At 49.0% G+C, this 18075-nt stretch carries 14 protein-coding genes; 12 read left to right on the forward strand and 2 right to left on the reverse strand.

Translation table 11 applies throughout. From position 1 onward, the window contains the following. The first annotated feature begins 254 nt into the window (after positions 1–254). From DRJ53_RS06510 to DRJ53_RS06525, 4 genes are all read left to right on the forward strand, one after another. Positions 255–3491, forward strand: coding sequence for a SusC/RagA family TonB-linked outer membrane protein (locus DRJ53_RS06510; RefSeq protein WP_114234812.1), 3237 nt, complete (start codon positions 255–257; stop codon positions 3489–3491). A 22-nt stretch (positions 3492–3513) separates the two neighbouring features. Further along, positions 3514–4995, forward strand: coding sequence for a SusD/RagB family nutrient-binding outer membrane lipoprotein (locus DRJ53_RS06515; RefSeq protein ID WP_114234813.1), 1482 nt, complete (start codon positions 3514–3516; stop codon positions 4993–4995). A 59-nt stretch (positions 4996–5054) separates the two neighbouring features. Then, a complete protein-coding gene (locus tag DRJ53_RS06520; protein WP_123893404.1) occupies positions 5055–6023 on the forward strand; it encodes a DUF1735 domain-containing protein in 969 nt (322 codons plus the stop codon). A 203-nt stretch (positions 6024–6226) separates the two neighbouring features. After that, complete coding sequence (locus DRJ53_RS06525; protein WP_114235038.1) at positions 6227–6541, forward strand: DUF3467 domain-containing protein; 315 nt, start codon at positions 6227–6229, stop codon at positions 6539–6541. Positions 6542–6993: 452 nt separating this feature from the next. Here DRJ53_RS06525 and radC read toward each other — a convergent pair whose 3' ends face one another. Further along, the gene (gene radC, locus DRJ53_RS06530; protein ID WP_114234815.1) at positions 6994–7686 is read right to left on the reverse strand and encodes a RadC family protein; all 693 of its coding nucleotides are present in this window, start codon (positions 7684–7686) and stop codon (positions 6994–6996) included. A 72-nt stretch (positions 7687–7758) separates the two neighbouring features. On the opposite strand from radC, the gene DRJ53_RS06535 reads away from it, so the two are divergent. From DRJ53_RS06535 to DRJ53_RS06570, 8 genes are all read left to right on the forward strand, one after another. Beyond that, positions 7759–7977, forward strand: coding sequence for a hypothetical protein (locus tag DRJ53_RS06535; RefSeq protein ID WP_114234816.1), 219 nt, complete (start codon positions 7759–7761; stop codon positions 7975–7977). Between the two features lie 62 nt (positions 7978–8039). Next, positions 8040–8993, forward strand: coding sequence for a ribose-phosphate pyrophosphokinase (locus tag DRJ53_RS06540; RefSeq protein WP_114234817.1), 954 nt, complete (start codon positions 8040–8042; stop codon positions 8991–8993). Positions 8994–9085: 92 nt separating this feature from the next. After that, on the forward strand, positions 9086–9673 hold the full coding sequence (locus DRJ53_RS06545) for a 50S ribosomal protein L25 (protein WP_114234818.1): 588 nt from the start codon (positions 9086–9088) through the stop codon (positions 9671–9673). A gap of 161 nt (positions 9674–9834) precedes the next feature. Further along, entirely contained in the window at positions 9835–10410 is a 576-nt protein-coding gene (gene pth / locus DRJ53_RS06550) for an aminoacyl-tRNA hydrolase (protein WP_114234819.1), read from the forward strand. A 135-nt stretch (positions 10411–10545) separates the two neighbouring features. Next, on the forward strand, positions 10546–11157 hold the full coding sequence (locus DRJ53_RS06555; RefSeq protein ID WP_114234820.1) for a fumarylacetoacetate hydrolase family protein: 612 nt from the start codon (positions 10546–10548) through the stop codon (positions 11155–11157). Between the two features lie 564 nt (positions 11158–11721). After that, complete coding sequence (locus tag DRJ53_RS06560; protein WP_114234821.1) at positions 11722–13782, forward strand: alpha-ketoacid dehydrogenase subunit alpha/beta; 2061 nt, start codon at positions 11722–11724, stop codon at positions 13780–13782. Between the two features lie 576 nt (positions 13783–14358). Then, positions 14359–16239: a glycoside hydrolase family 2 protein gene (locus DRJ53_RS06565; protein WP_114234822.1), complete on the forward strand. Its 1881-nt coding sequence runs from the start codon at positions 14359–14361 to the stop codon at positions 16237–16239. Between the two features lie 103 nt (positions 16240–16342). Next, on the forward strand, positions 16343–16570 hold the full coding sequence (locus DRJ53_RS06570; protein WP_114234823.1) for a CDGSH iron-sulfur domain-containing protein: 228 nt from the start codon (positions 16343–16345) through the stop codon (positions 16568–16570). Positions 16571–16658: 88 nt separating this feature from the next. On the opposite strand, the gene DRJ53_RS06575 is transcribed toward DRJ53_RS06570, so the two are convergent. Beyond that, complete coding sequence (locus DRJ53_RS06575; RefSeq protein WP_162303820.1) at positions 16659–17927, reverse strand: M23 family metallopeptidase; 1269 nt, start codon at positions 17925–17927, stop codon at positions 16659–16661. Positions 17928–18075: the final 148 nt, after the last annotated feature.

Genomic DNA, 18075 nt, shown 5'->3' on the forward strand with positions numbered 1-18075 from the left:
CCTAACACATTTTTTAGACACCATGCAGCGAACCAAAAAAGAAATTTGCCTTTTTACATCGGGGTAAAGTTTGTAATCTAAAATTTTTACCCGCAAAACCAAGAAAACATCGAACGTTAACATTTTTTTTGGGAGGAGATTAAAAAAATTATATTTGACACCCTTGGACAGCCAACGATCCAAACATGCGCCCCCATTGAATAGTTGCATGTAGGATTTTCAACAAACGCTTTACCATTAAATCAGAGAATCACATGAGAAAAATCGCATCACTGTTGCCAGTGTTGATGTTGCTATGCACATTAGCGTTTGGCCAGGCCCGTACCGTAACGGGTACAGTCAGAGATGAGAATGGAAACCCAATTCCATTTGCCAGCGTAACAGAAAGTGGTACCAACCGGGGCACCACCACCGACGCAAATGGCGTATTCCGGATTTCCATTGCGCAAAACGGTACCCTGAACGTAACCGCTGCCGGCTTTGTAGCCCAGCAAAGCTTTAACCCCACTGGCGAAACCGCCAACATTTCACTCCGCCGCTCCGATGCCCAGCTCCAGGAAGTTGTGGTTACCGGCGCTTACAACACCAAAAGAACCGCCCGCAGTACTTCATACAACGCACAGGTGGTTACCGGTGAACAAATGAACACCATTCGCCAAACCAACCTGAACAACGCCCTTGCGGGTAAGGTTTCGGGCTTGCAGGTGCGCAGCCAGTCGGCAGCAGCCCTCGGCCGTGAAGGAATCGTCCGCCTGCGCGGTGCTTCTGGCCTGGGTGGCGATGAGAACATTATTTATGTAGTGGATGGTACCATCCTGCCTAACATCAACGACATCAACCTCGATGATGTGGCCGACCTGACCGTGCTGCAAGGCCCTGCCGCTGCTGCACAGTTTGGCCCGCAAGGTGCCAACGGTGCTATTGTAGTAACCATGAAAAAAGGTACTCGCAGCCGTGGCATCGGCATCGACCTGAACATTGGTGCACAATGGGATAAAGTATATGTTTTACCCAATTATCAAAACTCATATGCTGGTGGCAGTACTGCCGACCTGCGCAAATACACCTGGCAGGCCGGCCAACCCGAAGAGTGGAAGGCCCTCGATGGAAAATATTACCACGATTATTCCGATGATGCTTCCTGGGGTCCCCGCATGGTAGGCCAGGAGTATATTCCCTGGTATGCCTGGTATGGTGGCCATGCCCGCGCCTATCAAACCGCTCCGTTGTCGCCACAAAAAGACAATGCCCGTGATTTCTTCAACACTGGCCTGACCCTGAACAACACCATCAGTTTCTCGAAGGCTACCGATAACATGAACCTGCGTTTTTCGTATGGTAATGTGGATGTTCGCGGTCTGCTGCCAACCACTAGCCTGAAGCGTAATACCTTCAACCTGAATGGCTCTATCGACTTGAATGAGCATTTTACCGTCAGCGGTAATATTAATTATATCAACCAGATCGTAAACGGTGAGATTTCGGATGATTACTCCAACCAGTCTACCGGCTCTTTCAACCAGTGGTTTCACCGCAACATCGATATGGATTATATGAAGGAGTTGCGTGGCTTGCGTACACCTCAAGGCATCTATGCCAGCTGGAACCACGCCAACCCCGATACTTATAACCCAGCCAACCCGCGCAGCTTTTTTGGCGGCAACTACTGGTACAATTTCTTTACTTGGTTTGACCTGGCTAAATCAGTAACTAACCGCGACCGCTTGTTTGGTGATGCTTCGCTAACCTACCGGTTGAACGACAATTTCTCTGTTCGCGGTACTTTCCGCAAGCAACAAACCAACACCTGGTTCGAAGAAAAATTCCGCTCTGAACTTTTTGAAAGCGGACTGCAAACTACCGGTAATGAACCTCGTGCCCGTGGTTACTATGCTACTTCGCAGTCGTACAGTAACCGCCAGAATGTTGAGGTAATGGCTACTTACAGCCAAAAGTTTGGCGATTTTGCTGTAAACCTGAACGCAGGCACCGACTTTTTCCGTTGGCAGTATAAAGACAACGGCGGCAATACCGACCAGGGTCTGAACGTCCCTAACGTATTTACGTTGTCCAACTCAAAAAATCCGGCCCGTACATTTAACGACCGCAGGGAGGAAAAGTATAAAGCGATCCTGACCCGTGGCGATGTGGGTTACCGCAACTTCCTGTTTGCTGAGTTTACCCTGCGCAACGACTGGTTCTCTACATTGCCTACTGCGGATAATGATGTACTGTCTAAATCGTTTGGTGCTTCTTTTGTTTTCAGTGACCTGGTAAAACTGCCTTGGCTGAGCTTTGGTAAACTGCGTGCATCATGGGGTGAAATTCCACAGGCACTGGGCACTAACTCTACCACGTTTGGCGCTTACCGATACCCAGGCTTTATTTATGGCGTTAACCAATTTCAGTGGAATGGCAACTTTATGCTAGGAACACCAAACGAGTTGGTTGATTCAGCTATTCGTGGTGCGGTGAAAACACAGCGTGAAATTGGCGTGGAGCTACGTTTCCTGAAAAACCGCCTGGGCCTTACCGCAACTTACTGGGATGGAACTGAAAAAGACATTCCCCGTTCTGTGCCCATCAACGGCGCCAGTGGCTTTACCTCTAAGTTGATCAACACCGGTGAGATTTCTAAAAAAGGCATTGACATCCAGTTGAGTGTTCGCCCGGTATCTACACAGAACTTCTCTTGGGATATCAATGGTACTTTGGGTTACCTGATTGAAAACAAAGTGGTGAAAATTGCAGAGGGTATTGATCGTACCACTTCAATTGAGGCTGCTTGGGGCACCACTGCGCCGTACCTAGTACATGCTGTAGGTGAAGATTGGGGCCAATTGTTTGGCAATGGCATTAAGCGTATTAACGGCCAGCCTGTGCTGAACTCCAGCGGTTTTTATGTAAATGATCCGAATGTGAACTTTGGCAGCGTACTGCCTAAATACACTGGTGGTTTGCAAAACTCCATTACCCTGTTTAAGGACATCCTGGTAGGTGCGAACATCGATTACCAGTTTGGTGGTAAATTCTTTTCCCTGTCTAACATGTGGGGCTCATACTCTGGCCTTACAGCCCGCACTGCAGCAATGAACCCTAAAGGCAACCCCATCCGTGATGCAGTTGCCGATGGCGGCGGCGTGCAAGTAAAAGGTGTAGATGCAGACGGCAAGCCTGTTGAATACTATGTTGAGGCTCAGGACTACTTCCACAACCTGTACAACAACAAAACCTTCGACGAGTTCGTTTACGACCTGACCTTTGTAAAACTTCGTGAACTGTCAATCGGTTACAATCTCCCGCTGGCCAAAATGGGTAATGTTTCCAAATGGGCCAACCGTGCTACTATCTCTTTTGTAGCCCGTAATCCCATTCTTATTTATGCAAAAACTCCTGATTTCGACCCGGCTGAAATCAGTGGTCTGAGCGGTGAAACCGGTCAGTTGCCCGGCACCCGTGGCTTTGGTTTTAACCTGCGTGTAGGTTTCTAATTGACGTTTAAAAAAGAACACAATGAATTTCAAGAAATATTTAATTATCGGTTTGTTGCCGTTTGCAATAACGGTGACAGGTTGTAATAAGTTAGACGATTTTGGGGACACCAATCAAAACCCCAATGGTGCATCATCGCCCGTGGTAGGTGCATTGCTTACCAACGTTCAGGCTGGTTACTTGGGCAACCTTGCAGCCAATACCCGCGGAGGATTATATGCACAGTATTTTTCAGAAACACAGTATACCGATGTTTCCCTGTACAGCCTGCCTCAGTTAAATTTTAGTGGAGAATACGCAGGTCCTAACCCAGATGGTACCGGCTATTCTGGCCCGTCGCTTATGGATTTGCAATCCATTATTAATGCAAACGAAAGCAACAACCAAACACAGGTTGCCAGAATTTTGCAACAATACATTTATTGGACGCTTACCGATCGTTGGGGCGATATTCCTTACAGCGAAGCGTTGAAAGGAAATACCACGCCTAAGTACGACACACAGGAAGAGGTGTATAAGGGCATGATTGCTACACTTACCGATGCAGTAGCAAAAATGGATAATGCTTCTCCCATTACCGGCGATTTGGTTTATAGCGGAAACGTAAGTGCTTGGAAAAAGGCTGCTAACTCGATGAGGATGATGATGGCGTTGCAACTTTCGAAGCGGTACCGCGGAGCCAACGAGTATGCAGCTACCGAGTTTAAAGCCGCACTGAACGACCCAGCGGGTAGCATTGATGAAAACAGCGAAAACATGACGCTGAGATATCCAGGCGGTAATTTTCGTAATCCTTGGTTCAACACCTACAACGGTCGTAAGGATTTTGCTCAGAGCAAAACGCTTACTGATCTGACCGGTGCACTGAACGATCCCCGCCAACAGGCATTTGGTGGCAAATCAGAAGATCCTTTGAGTCCTGATTATAGAGCAACTTCGAATGTTGGTGTGCCTTACGGGTTGGCCCGTGCAAGTGCTGAAGCATTCACAGGTGCTAACCCTACTTGGGCTCGGATCCTTCGTAGCGACTTCCGCCTGGAAAATAGTATGCAGGTAATCATCAGCGCTGCTGACGTTACATTAGCCCGGGCCGAAGCTGCCGATTATGGCTGGACCACAGAAAACCTGGCTAACGTTTACCGTCGTGGTATTGAGCTTTCCTTTGAACAGTGGGGATTAACAGCACCAGCTACCTACTTCACACAATCAAACGTGGCTTTAAATGCTGCTGCTGGCACAGGTGCCAATCTTCGGCCAATTGCCACACAAAGATACCTAGCCGCTTATCCCAACGGGCTGGCCGCCTGGAACATCTGGCGCAAAACTGGCTTCCCTGTACTAACGCCTGCACCAGATGCTACCAATTCATCAAAACAAATTCCACGCAGGTATACTTACGGTCCAACTGAATATGGCACCAATAAGGCCGCTACCGATGCAGCTGCTGCACGCATTCAGGGCGGTGATACCCAAGATGCAAGAGTTTGGTGGGACGTTCAATAAAATTGTTTATTGGCACTGTAAGATGGTTTAAGTCTTACAGTGCTTTTCAAAAAAAAGATATGAAACTGAACAAGATATTACAGTTTTTGGGCGTGTTTGGTGCGGCATCCCTGCTGCTTACCGCCTGTATCAAAGAAGAAGATAATTTAAAGGAGATGGGGGATAATGTTGGCAATTCCTTCGTCAAGTTCCTTGAAGCCCCGGAGCAAATCCATTATTTTTCTCCATTTACAGATGAGCGTACAGTCGATCTGTTTACTTTAAGGAAAGAGGCCAATGGCAATAGCGCGCTAAAGACCGCTTCGGCCATTACCATAACCAGCAATCCTGACCTGATCGAAGAGTACAATGATGAGAACAGCACATCTTATGAACTACTGCCCGACAGCTTATATACTTTGACGAATTCGTCGTTTGTAAAAACTGCAAGCGGTTACACTGTAAACTTTGCACCAGGAGAATTCTCAAAAGAGTTTACCATTAAGTTGAATGGCGCCAAGTGGGACATATCTCATACTTATGCATTAGCCTTTACCATCACCGATTCAGCTAATCTTGATATCAACGAAGGTAAAAAGGAAATCGTGGCAATGGTAAGTGTGAAAAACCAATGGGACGGTGTTTATGAAGTAACAGGTACACTGGTTGACAATGCCGTGCCTACAATTACTGGTTATTACCCATTAACATGGGATCTGGTTACTGCTGGTCCTACCAAAATTGTGGTATGGGACAATACCGATTTAGGTGGTGTGGGACACATAATCCAAAGCGGTCCAGATCTTAGTTATTATGGCAGCTTTGGCCTCGAATTGACGATAGACCCGGTTACTAACAAGATCACTAACCTGGTGAACTGGTATGGTCAGCCTGCTGCAAATGGCCGTTCTGCCAAGCTGGATCCTGATTTTGATAACCGTTATGATCCGGATACACAAACTTTCTATATCCGGTACTTCATGCTGCAGCCCGGAACAACTGTCCGTACAACCTTTCAGGAAGTGTGGAAGTTTACCAAAGACCGCTAACATGATAACTGTATAATAAAAAAGGGGCTGAGTTTTCAGCCCCTTTTTAATTGAATGCCTTGTCTAGTTGATCATCTAATGCAGGTGTTAAACAAAGTGTGCAGCTCCACTTCATGATAATGCCGGGAAAAACTGTGGCTCCGATGTGCTGTATTTCTGCAAAGCCATAAATGGATACCCATACATTTGTACAAACTAGCAACATGTCAGATCAGCAACAGCAACAAAACCAAATCAACATCGAAATATCAGAGGAAGTGGCCGAAGGGCAATACGCAAACCTGGCGATCATTACTCATTCCCACGCCGAGTTTGTCATCGACTTTGTAAACGTGATGCCGGGCACCCCCAAAAGCAAAGTGAAAAGCCGCATCATCTTTACGCCGCAGCATGCCAAGCGTTTTATGAATGCCCTCACCGAAAATATTGAACGCTACGAAGCCGCCAATGGCAACATCAAAGACCTGGAAGAAATTTCCATCCCGCTTACCTTTGGCGGCCCTACCGGCCAGGCCTAGGGAATAGCGAACAGAGGCACAGGGGAGTGATGAATTATTGATTATGAATTATTAGTAATGGCTGTTGCAGTTAAATATTGCACACGATATTATTGGGCATAGCCCAAGCCCATTGGTAGTAACACAATCAACATCATTTCAATTTTCCCGTTGATCGTAGATCAACCCTGTAAATGGAATGTTGAATTACAAAATGATTTAAAGCGCAGGCTTGGGCTACGCCCAAATGATTTTATCGTTTGATCTATTGCTACCAACAGGTGTGGGCTCTGCCCACATTTTTATTGCAAGATGAGTTCTTCTTTTTGAAAGTATGAATATGCCCTTTCGAATTGCGAATCCCCCAATTGATCATTTATATTTCCCTTCGTTTTTCAACATTCTTTGTTCCATATTCAAAATTCTCCCCTCAACTTCGACATTCGACATTCCTTGTTCCTCTGTTCATCATTCTATATAATCCCTTCATCCGCAAAGCTGAAATAGCCATCCTCGCTAACAATCAGGTGGTCCAGCACTTTGATGTCGAAATAGCGGGCAGCTTCTTTTATTTTCAGTGTTAGGTCTTCATCGGCGCGGCTGGGTTTGAGGGAACCAGAGGGATGGTTGTGGCAAAGGATCAAGCTCACCGCATCTTCTTCCAAAGCCCGTTTCAAAATAATCCGCGGATCGGCCACCGTGCCGGTGATGCCGCCTTCCGAAATCACTTGGAAGTGGTTAATCTTATTGGCCCTGTTTAAAAACAACACCGCAAACACTTCGTGGCGGTGATCGCGCAGCAGGGTTTGCAGGTAGCGGGCCACATCGGAACTGCTGCCAATAACCGGCTTTTCCAGTGAAGCATGCGCCTGGCGCCGGCGGCCCAGTTCCATTGCAGCCACAATGGTGATGGCTTTTGCTTCGCCAATGCCTTTGATCCGCGTCAACTCCTTCACCGTTATTTTTCCCAGCTCTCCCAGGTTGTCTTTGCCCATGCGCAACACGTCTTTGGCCAGGTCCACCGCACTTTTTTCCCGGGTGCCATGGTGCAGCAAAATGGCCACCAGTTCGGAATCGGAGAGGGCAGCGGGGCCTTTTGCACGTAACTTTTCGCGGGGCCGGTCGTCGATTGCCCACTGCTTGATGGAGTAGTTTTGCGGTTGCATAGCTCAAGTATAGATAATATTTTTATGCCCGTCAATAGATCCAGATTCTGTTAAACCGCTAAACCCAATCCTATGAGCAGAAACAATTCGCGTGGTGCCGTTGGTGCGTTGCACCCCATTTTATTTTTTGTTTTTGTGTACGGCATTTCACTGGCGCTTGCCTTTTTTATTTGCAATGCAGTGTACAACAGCATGCTGGCTTCCGGCGCAGTTTCAGAAGAAAATTTTACCGCAAAAGAAGTGGAGTCGCCCCGCATCAATAGCGGCGGAAGCGTTACCGCCATGCGCTGAAATTTTACACCTTATCCGTAAATGTGCGGCTAATTAATATCTTCGCCGCACATTTACCTTTCATGCAATCTCCACTGAAAATTTTCTCGGGTACCGGCTCTTTGCAGCTCACCCAGCAGATTTGCGACCGTTATGGCTGTCAGCCTGGAAAGATCAATCTGCAACGTTTTAGCGACGGCGAAATCCAGACCACGTACGAAGAAAGCATCCGCGGAAACATGGTTTTTTTGGTGCAAAGCACCTATGGCCCTGCCGAAAACTTTATGGAACTGCTGCTCATGATCGATGCGGCCCGCCGTGCTTCGGCCAACAAGATTGTGGCCGTGCTGCCTTATTACGGTTATGCCCGACAAGACCGTAAAGACCGCCCAAGGGTTGCCATTGGCTCCAAGCTGGTAGCCAATATGCTTACCGCAGCCGGCGCCGACCGGGTGATTACCATGGATTTGCACGCTCCACAAATTCAAGGCTATTTCGATATCCCGGTGGACCACCTCGACTCCTCGGCTGTTTTTATACCATATATAACAGGTTTGAAACTGGAAAACCTTACCTTTGCGGCCCCCGACGTAGGAGCAACCAACCGGATACGGGAGATTGCTTCTTATTTCAACGCGGAAATGGTGATCTGCGACAAGCACCGCAAACGTGCCAACGAGATCGCTTCGATGGTGGTAATTGGGGATGTGACCGGTAAAGACATTGTGATCATTGATGACATTTGCGATACCGCCGGCACACTGGCAAAAAGTGCAGCTCTTTTAAAAGAAAAAGGTGCCCGCAGCGTAAGGGCTCTGGTAACGCATCCGGTGTTGAGTGGCAAGGCTTACGAAAACATTGGCAACAGCGTGCTGGAAGAACTGGTGGTATGCAATACCATTCCGCTGAAACCTGGAGCACCAGATAAAGTCAAAGTGCTGAGCGTAGCCGACCTGTTTGCAGTAGCCATCCGCAACGCCAATGAAAATAAGAGCATCAACAACCTCTTTATTCATTCGCAAATGCGGAACAAATAGCAAGGTTCGCAAGTTGACGAGTTCACAGGTTTTTTGAACTCAACTCGTGAACTCGTGAACCTGTAAACTTTTGAACTTTTAATTTAAATACAATGAAATCAATTACAATCGAAGGACAACTGAGGACCGAATTCGGCAAATCAGCCACCCGCCGGCTTCGCTCTCAGGAACAAGTGCCTGGTGTAATTTATGGCGGTGCCCAGGAGGTAAGTTTCTTTGCTCCTGCAAAGGCGTTCAAGCCCCTGGTTTACACTGGTAATTTCCAGATTGCCGAACTGGTAGTTGACGGAAAAACTTACCGCACCATCCTGAAGGACCTGCAGTTTGACAAAGTAACCGACGCCCTGATCCACGTGGATCTGCTGGAGCTGGTAGAAGACAAAAAAGTAGTGGCCGATATTCCGCTGAACTACGTTGGTACTGCAGTAGGTGTTCGTGCAGGTGGCCGTTTGGTTACCAAAATGAAGACCCTGAAAGTAAAAACGCTGCCCAAGCACCTGCAAGAGCAGATCGAAGTAAACATCGAGCACATGGAAGTTGGCGACAACATCCGCGTGGAAGATGTAAAGGTGGAAAACTACGAGGTAATGAACTCGCCCCGTATTCCCATCGCTTCTGTAGTTACTACCCGTGCCCTGCGCCAGGAAGAAGCTGCAGCTGCTCCGGCTAAAAAGAAATAATCCGGAATTTGATTTTCTTGAAAGGCCCGCTGCATTGGCGGGCTTTTTTTATTAAGGCAAAGGCCAAAAGTGAAACCCCGTAATTTGTTTATGCTAAGTAAACTTTTTGGTTTTGCCTTTTGACTTTTGCCTTTAATTGCGGCATCATTCAACTTACAAGTATGAAGTATCTCATTGCCGGACTGGGCAACATTGGCGCCGAGTATGCCCATACCCGTCACAATATTGGTTTTGATGTGGCTGCTGCATTTGTAGCCAAGCATGGGGGCCAGTTCCGGTCCGACCGCCTGGCCAACGTGGCGGAGGTGCGCTGGAAGGGCCGCAATTTTATAGTGATTTGCCCCACCACTTACATGAACCTGAGTGGCAAATCGGTAAAGTATTGGATGGATAAAGAAAAAATTGTTGTTGAGAACCTGATGGTTGTGTTCGATGACTTGGCCATTCCGCTCAATAAGTTGCGCATTCGTTCGGGCGGCTCCGATGGTGGGCACAATGGGCTGAAAAGCATCCAGGAAAGCCTGGCCACACAACAGTATCCGCGCCTGCGCTTTGGCATTGGCGATAGCTTTGCAAAAGGGCGCCAGGTTGATTTTGTTTTGGGTAAATGGACCGCTGAAGAAGAACCTATGGTGCGCCTGAAGATTGACAAGTGTACCGAAGCCATAGAAAGCTGGGCTACAGTGGGTTTGGCAGCCACCATGAATAAAATAAACAATGTTGAGTTCGCATTATGACGGTTGCATATAAATACTTACTTTAGCGCACCAACTCCCACTTAGGCAATCTCCATGTCCTCTGTCAAGCCACGGAATATATAGGATTAACAACCCTAGTTTGTATCCAATGTATTTACATTAAACCAACTTCTGATGAAGATTTTTTGCGTAGGACGTAATTACACCGAGCATGCCCAGGAATTAGGCAATACCGTACCCGACGAGCCCGTAATTTTTATGAAGCCCAAAAGTGCGTTGCTGCAACCGCATACGCCTTTTTATTACCCCGAGTTTACCAACGAACTGCACTACGAATGTGAGCTGGTGCTGCGTGTATGTAAAAACGGAAAATACATCCAGGAAAAATTTGCCCACAAATACTATGATGCCATCACTGTAGGCATCGACTTTACTGCCCGCGACATACAGGCAGAACTCAAGAAAAAAGGCCTGCCCTGGGAAAAGGCAAAGGCTTGGGATAACTCGGCTGCCATTGGCAAATGGGTGCCCGTGCAGGAGCTGAAAAACCGCAAGGACATTCAGTTTGGCCTGAATAAAAACGGCGAACAGGTGCAAAAAGGCGCTTCGTCGGAAATGATCTTTGGGTTCGATTACCTGGTATCTTATATCTCCAACTTTTTTTCCATCAATATCGGCGACCTAATTTACACCGGCACCCCTGCCGGCGTAGGCGAGCTGGTAGTGGGCGATGAAATTGAAGCCTTCCTCGAAGGCGCCTCACTGCTGGCGCTGGAAGTAAAGTAACATAACGAACAGACGAATGATGAATTATTGATTATGAATTATTAATTATTTAGTTCGTCCAAATTCATAATCAATAATTCATCATTCATAATGTTCCTTCAGCGATCCTTGTTTCTTTATTAGACATCCACCATTAGCAATTGGGCATAGCCCAAACCTGTCGGTAGCAAAATGGTTTCTTCCAATTGCCATCATTTCCGTTGATCGTAGATCAACCCTGTGTGCCGCTAAAATATTGCAGAAGAACACCCGTTGGACGGGTTTGGGCTACGCCCAAAATATTTCCCTATTAGATGTGGGGCTACCAACGGGTGTGGGCTATGCCCACATTTTTATTGATGGTTTCTTTGTTTCAAAATTTTGCATTCCCCTTCAACGAACCGGCTCACAAATTCATCACTCATAATTCATCAATCATAGTTTCCCTTCGTCATTCAACATTCCTTGTTCCTTTTTCAACATTCTTTCCCAACTTCCTCTGTTCCTTGTTCATCTGTTCATCTGTTCGACATTCAGCTATCTCCATCCGCTTATCTTTGCGCCGAACGATTAATTGCTTGCTTCATGTTGGACAAAGAACAGTTGCTGTACGCCTACCGGCTTATGTACAGCGCATCCGTTATGGCCGAAACTTATGAAAAGAACCGGTCTGTAGCCAAATACGTACACTCCACTTCCCGCGGCCACGAAGCCGTGCAACTGGCCACCGGCCTGCAATTGCAGCCCCACGATTGGGTAAGTCCGTACTACCGAGATGAAAGCATGCTGCTGGCCATGGGCTGGAGCCCATACGAATTGATGCTGCAACTGCTGAGCAAAGGGGCCGACCCATTCTCCAGCGGCCGCAGTTACTACAGCCATCCTTCTTCCCGGCGCAGCGACCGGCCAAAGATCATTCACCAAAGCAGCGCCACCGGCATGCAGGCCATTCCTACCACAGGTGTAGCGCAGGGGTTAAAATACCAGTCGTTGGTGGATGGGCCCTGGACCGACAACGATGCACCAGATAGGCCGGTTGTTGTTTGCTCCCTTGGCGATGCATCGGTAACCGAAGGCGAAGTAAGCGAAGCCATCCAGTTTGCCGTGTTGCACGGACTGCCTGTTATTTATTTAGTACAGGACAATGAATGGGGCATTTCGGTATCGGCAAAAGAGGGCCGTGCCATGAATGCTTTTGAATACGCTGCGGGCTTCAAAGGTCTGCACCGCCTGCAGGTAGATGGTACCGACTTTTTGGCTTCGTACCAGGCCATGCATAATGTAATTGACCATGTGCGACAGCACCGCCAGCCCTGGCTGGTGCATGCCCGTGTGTGCCTGCTCAACCACCACACCAGCGGCGTTCGCAAAGAATTTTACCGCACCGATGATGACCTGGCGCTGCACGCCGCCGCCGACCCATTGCCTAAATTGAAAAAAGAAGTGCTGCGCAGTTTTCCGGAGAAAACACTTGTGCAGGTAGAGCAGGAAATAACTACGCAGATTGCCGCCCAATTTGCCGAAGCCATTGCTGCACCCGATCCCGACCCGCAAACCGTTTCCGATCATGTGTTTGTGCCCACGCCGGTTTTGGAAGAAAAGGGCCAACGCAAACCCGATGTCGGCAACAGGATCATGATGGTGGATGCGGCGCTTTTTGCTATCCGCGAGTTAATGGAAGACCATCCCCAGTGCCTGTTGTACGGACAGGATGTAGGCATGCAACTCGGTGGCGTTTTTCGCGAAGCGGCTACCCTGGCCGACCGGTTTGGCAGCCACCGGGTATTTAATACCGCCATACAGGAAGCCTACATTATTGGCTCCACAGCCGGCCTGAGCGCTGTTGGGTTGCGGCCCATTGTGGAAGTGCAGTTTGCCGATTACATTTACCCGGGTTTCAACCAGTTGGTTACAGAAATTTCCAAAAGCTGTTACCTCAGTTGCGGAAAGTTTCCCGTCAGCACAATTATTCGGGTGCCTATTGGCGCCTATGGCGGTGGCGGTCCGTACCACAGTGGCAGCGTGGAAAGTACATTGCTCACCATCAAAGGCATCAAAGTGGCTTACCCCTCCAACGCCGCCGACATGAAAGGCCTGATGAAAGCCGCCTGGCACGACCCCAACCCCGTGGTGATGCTGGAACACAAAGGCCTGTACTGGAGCAAAGTGCCCGGAACGGACGGTGCCAAAACCATCGAACCGGATAAAGATTACATATTGCCTTTTGGAAAAGGTGCCGTTGTGTTAGCGGCAAATGGCCAGCAGGTGGAAGCAGGTGGCACTGCATGTATCATTACTTACGGCATGGGCGTTTATTGGGCCACTGCTGCTGCGCAAAATTTCAAGGGTAAAATTGAGATCATTGACCTGCGAACGTTGTTCCCGTTGGACGAAGCGCTGGTTTTTGATACCGTAAAACGCCACGGCAAATGCCTCATCTTAACCGAAGAACAGCAAGGCAATTCATTTGCCGAGGCTCTGGCCGGCCGCATATCCAAAGCCTGTTTCCGCTACCTCGATGCGCCGGTGGAAGTGCTGGGTGCCCTCAACCTGCCCGCCGTTCCGCTCAATACCGGCCTCGAAGCTGCGATGCTGCCCAATGCGGCAAAACTGGCGGAAAAGCTTGCAGCGCTTTTAGATGAATAACGAAGGAAGGAATGTCGAACAGAGGAATGATGAATTATTGATGATGAATTACTAATTATTGGATTTTCCGCAAATTCATAACTAATCATTCCACATTTATAATTCATGATTCGATGTTCCTAGTTCGCTTGTTCGAAATTCTATTTTATTCAAAGCACCAGCAATTGGGCGTAGCCCAAACCTGTTGGTAGCAAAATGGCTTTTCCCAATCGCCATCGTTTCCGTTGATCGTAGATCAACCCTGTGAACCGACGAAATCTTGCGACAAGGTTCGCGTTCAACAGGTTTGGGCTACGCCCAAAATATTCCCCTTACAAACGTCGCGCTACCAACAGGTGTGGGCGATGCCCACATTTTTTATTGATGGTTTCTTTATTTCAAAATTTTGAATCATTCTCCTAACGCACCGACTCGCTAATTCCTCATTCATAATTTCCTACTGTCGGCTGTTCTCCTTCTTTATTCAACATTCCTTGTTCCTTGTTCGACATTCTCCCCTCAACTTCCTCTGTTCCTTGTTCATCTGTTCGATATTCTATCTTCGCCTTGGTCCAATATTCGCAGCAAGCCCGGCATATGGATGCGAATCACCCCAACTACGGACTAACGAACACCCGTGAAGAAGCCAATGCCGATGGCAACTTCATCAATCCTTTGCCCCGCGCAGTCATCCGGCAAAACGATTTTGTGCTGCTGGACGGAGAGTGGAATTTTGCCATCGACACCGACGACCGCGGCCTCCAGGAAACCTGGTACCTCGGGCACAAATACACCGAAGTAACCAGCTGGCCCGGCTCCATTGAGCAACACCTGGCGCAGGCTAAAACCGACCAGGGCATCAAGCGGTGGCAGGATAAAGTAGTGGCCTGGTACGAACGGGAGTTCCCGGTGCCCACGGCCGGCAATGGCAATGGCGATACGGCTTCGCACCACAAAATGCTGCAGCTCACTTTTGGTGCCTGTGGCTACGAAACACGGGTTTGGCTCAATGGCATTCCGCTCCGCACCGTGGAAGGCGAGGAGGTGCATGTGGGCGAATACACTTCGTTTTCCTTTGAACTCAACTCCGAAATGCTGCGGCCGGTGAACCGCCTTACGGTGCGCATTGCCGATACGATGGATGCCGATATTCCACGCGGCAAGCAGGAGTCGCACGTGTATAAACGTGGCGGCATCTGGTACCAAACGTATACCGGTGCGGTGCGCAGCATCTGGCTCGAAACGGTGGAGCGCAACCGCCTTCGTTCAAGGGTGGGCGTGGTGAGCATTGTGGAAGACAATATGGTGCGTTTTAATTTAACCACCCGCATTCATGACCCGGGCAGCTATACGTTGCGGCTAAAAGTGTATGAGTACAACCAGGACCGCGAGGTGCCAATAGCAGAAGACAATTACCCGCTGAAATTAGAAGCAGGACAAAAAGCCCAGCGGGTGGTGTTGGAAATTCCGGGTGCCAAATTGTGGTCGCCTGAAGAGCCGAACCTGTATCACCTGGTTGCAGAGTTGGTGGATGCCGAAGGCTATGCCGCTGCCATTGAAACGCATTTTGGGCTCCGCAAAATTGAAGCCCGTGGCTGCTGTGTGTATCTTAACTCCAACGCAGTTTACCTCGATGGCATTTTATACCAGCCCGGCACGGCCACTTACGAAGAAATTGAAAAACACATGTACGCCATGAAGCGCCTTGGCTGCAACCTGGTGCGCATTCATATTGCCGGCATCGACCCGCGCATTTACAACCTGGCTGATAAAATGGGCATGCTGCTGTGGGTGGAAGTGCCCAGCCCGCACCGCTCTTCGGCCAAAAGCCGAGCCGCCCACCGCGATGAACTGATGCGGATGCTGGCCCTTATTGGCACCCACCCGTCGGTGGTAATCTGGAGCCTGTACAACGAAGACTGGGGCGCACAGGATATTGCCACCAACCCTGAGACAAGGCAGTACATCATGGACATGTATCATTACATGCACATTGCGCAGCCGCAGTTTTTGGTGGTGGACAATGATGGCTGGCAACATATTTCTTTTGAAGGCCGCCTCAAATCGGACCTGCTGACAGCGCATTTATACACACCCGAACTAGGGCGCTGGAAAGAGTTGTTGAACCAATTGGTGTCAGGACAAAATGAAGGGGTGGCTGCTTTCCCGTTGGTGGTGGGCGACCCGTTTTTTTACCGCCGGCATGTGCCGCTGGTGGTTAGCGAGTGGGGTGGTTTTGGCTTTGCCGATTATGGAGGCCCATCGGATAACGACGACCGGGCCGATAAAATCAGGCAGTTTAAAGAGGAAATGCGCAAACGCCAGATTGCCGGTGATGTGTACACACAGGCAACCGATATTGAAGACGAACGCAATGGGCTGATTGATGTAAGTACCGGGAATTTGAAAGTGCCTGATAACCTGCTGCGCTTCCGCGACTGGAGCGGCAAGGAAGAGTCGGGGAGCCTGTTGCTTTAATTAAAATTGCTCAATCACCATTGGTTATCAAGCCGATGATTTTATACAAATCTTCCGCTGAAGCAGGGAAGGATTATTTTCGCAGCAAACGAAAACGACGAACATGGCAACAACAAAGATTACAGTGAACAACAACGGTTCGCTACGCGTAGAGGGCGATTTTGAAATTGTAGATAAAGAAGGCAATAAATACGACCTAGGTGGCCGCGATGTGGTTTCCATTTGCCGCTGCGGCATGTCGAAAAACAAGCCGTTTTGCGATGGTTCACATAAAGGGCATTTCGAGCACGAAGCAGTAGCATTTGCACTGCCACCCAAAAAGACCATCTAACAATTTACGATTGACGATTTTGGATTTACGAATAAAAGTCATCGGCTGTTATCAATCGTAAATCCAAAATCGTCAATCGTAAATCCCACTATCCTTTCGGCATCCAGCCTTCCACGTTGCCGGCACGCACTAGTGTGTATTCCTCAAAATATCCCAACACTTCTACCTGGCTGCCTTTCGGAATCGATTGGGCTGTTGCCGCATCGGCTGCGGGCAATTGTAGTAAGGAAAGTTGGACGGTAGCCGGCTGGGCTTTTAAAGGCTTGGTGGTTGGCTGCACGGCACTGAACGGAACCTCCATGATCGTTCCATCGGGCAGGGCAGCCAAATAAGTTTTGGCGCCAACCGCCACCGGCATTACAATGGTATTGGTAGGTAAAGTGCCGCCGTTTGCCGCTTTGGTTAGCCGCATGTATCCCGCCAGCGATTTTTTAGGCACGGCTGCAGGTTTTTTCACCACTTTATTTACAAAAATCAAGGGGTCAACCGGCCCGCGGGTTGTGTAAATGCCAAAGTGCAGGTGCGCCGGTGTAGTGCGGGCATTACCGGTATTGCCCACCGTGCCCAGCGTATCGCCTTTGCTTACGGTCTGGCCCGATTGCACCAAGTGTTTATCGAGGTGGGCGTAATACAGCGTATAATCTTTACCGTGAGGACGCAGCCACACCACTTTACCACCAATCGGCGTTTCCTGAATGGCGGTAACGTAGCCATCCAACGCCGCTACTGCCGGCGAACCTTTTTTTGCAAAAATGTCCACCCCTTCGTGGCGGCGTTTGCCACCGTCGCGGTCGGCACCCCAAAACGAACCAATGTTGGCTTTGGGATCGGTTACCGGAAAGCCAATCGATGGGCCCTGCGTAACTGTAATGGAATAGTTGCCGCCCTTGAGCAACTCCGGCTGCAGGCGCAGCGTGTAAGTGCCGGCGGTTTCTATATCGTAGGTAAATTCCTGCGCTGCCGTATCGGCAGCATGCAGCAGTTGGGGCTCTGTGCCTGTTTCGTGCTGGTACAGTTCGGCATACAGTGTAAACGGAGCGGCAGGTTTATCGAGGGCAATGCGTAGCTGGCCGCCCTTTTTTGCGTCAAACTGAAGCCCCAGCGCCAGTTGCTGCGCGGCGGGAAAATGACCATCCAGTTTGAACGGAATGGTCATTTTTACCGGCTGCGCCAAAGCTGCATTGCCGGCGGCCGTCCAGCGCAGGCCTTCGGGAGTTTTGTCTAAATCTTTTTTATCCAGTGCCTGTTCGTATGCCTCGCGGGGCGTTTTTGGACCAAACACGGTGGCGGCTACTTTGCCGCAGGATGCCAGGGCCAGGGAGCCCGAAAGCATCAGGAGGAAGAGGTTGTTTTTCATAGCCATTGTGCCGCGCAATGTGCAAACGGAGGGCCGGAAAAGGTGAAGAAAAGCAAAAAGAATGTCGAACAGAGGAACAAGGAACAGACGAATGATGAAGTAGGGAAGGGGCTCGTAAACTATTGATTATGAATTATTAGTTATTGGG

Source organism: Paracnuella aquatica (assembly GCF_003332885.2).
Lineage (GTDB): Bacteria > Bacteroidota > Bacteroidia > Chitinophagales > Chitinophagaceae > Flavisolibacter > Flavisolibacter aquaticus.

Coding starts and splice junctions, on each gene's coding strand:
- radC (WP_114234815.1), bottom strand. CDS start 7,686: ATGCAACCGCAAAACTACTCCATCAAGCAGTGGGCAATCGACGACCGG.
- pth (WP_114234819.1), top strand. CDS start 9,835: ATGAAGTATCTCATTGCCGGACTGGGCAACATTGGCGCCGAGTATGCC.
- DRJ53_RS06525 (WP_114235038.1), top strand. CDS start 6,227: ATGTCAGATCAGCAACAGCAACAAAACCAAATCAACATCGAAATATCA.
- DRJ53_RS06545 (WP_114234818.1), top strand. CDS start 9,086: ATGAAATCAATTACAATCGAAGGACAACTGAGGACCGAATTCGGCAAA.
- DRJ53_RS06515 (WP_114234813.1), top strand. CDS start 3,514: ATGAATTTCAAGAAATATTTAATTATCGGTTTGTTGCCGTTTGCAATA.
- DRJ53_RS06510 (WP_114234812.1), top strand. CDS start 255: ATGAGAAAAATCGCATCACTGTTGCCAGTGTTGATGTTGCTATGCACA.
- DRJ53_RS06560 (WP_114234821.1), top strand. CDS start 11,722: ATGTTGGACAAAGAACAGTTGCTGTACGCCTACCGGCTTATGTACAGC.
- DRJ53_RS06535 (WP_114234816.1), top strand. CDS start 7,759: ATGAGCAGAAACAATTCGCGTGGTGCCGTTGGTGCGTTGCACCCCATT.
- DRJ53_RS06575 (WP_162303820.1), bottom strand. CDS start 17,927: ATGAAAAACAACCTCTTCCTCCTGATGCTTTCGGGCTCCCTGGCCCTG.
- DRJ53_RS06540 (WP_114234817.1), top strand. CDS start 8,040: ATGCAATCTCCACTGAAAATTTTCTCGGGTACCGGCTCTTTGCAGCTC.
- DRJ53_RS06520 (WP_123893404.1), top strand. CDS start 5,055: ATGAAACTGAACAAGATATTACAGTTTTTGGGCGTGTTTGGTGCGGCA.
- DRJ53_RS06565 (WP_114234822.1), top strand. CDS start 14,359: ATGGATGCGAATCACCCCAACTACGGACTAACGAACACCCGTGAAGAA.
- DRJ53_RS06570 (WP_114234823.1), top strand. CDS start 16,343: ATGGCAACAACAAAGATTACAGTGAACAACAACGGTTCGCTACGCGTA.
- DRJ53_RS06555 (WP_114234820.1), top strand. CDS start 10,546: ATGAAGATTTTTTGCGTAGGACGTAATTACACCGAGCATGCCCAGGAA.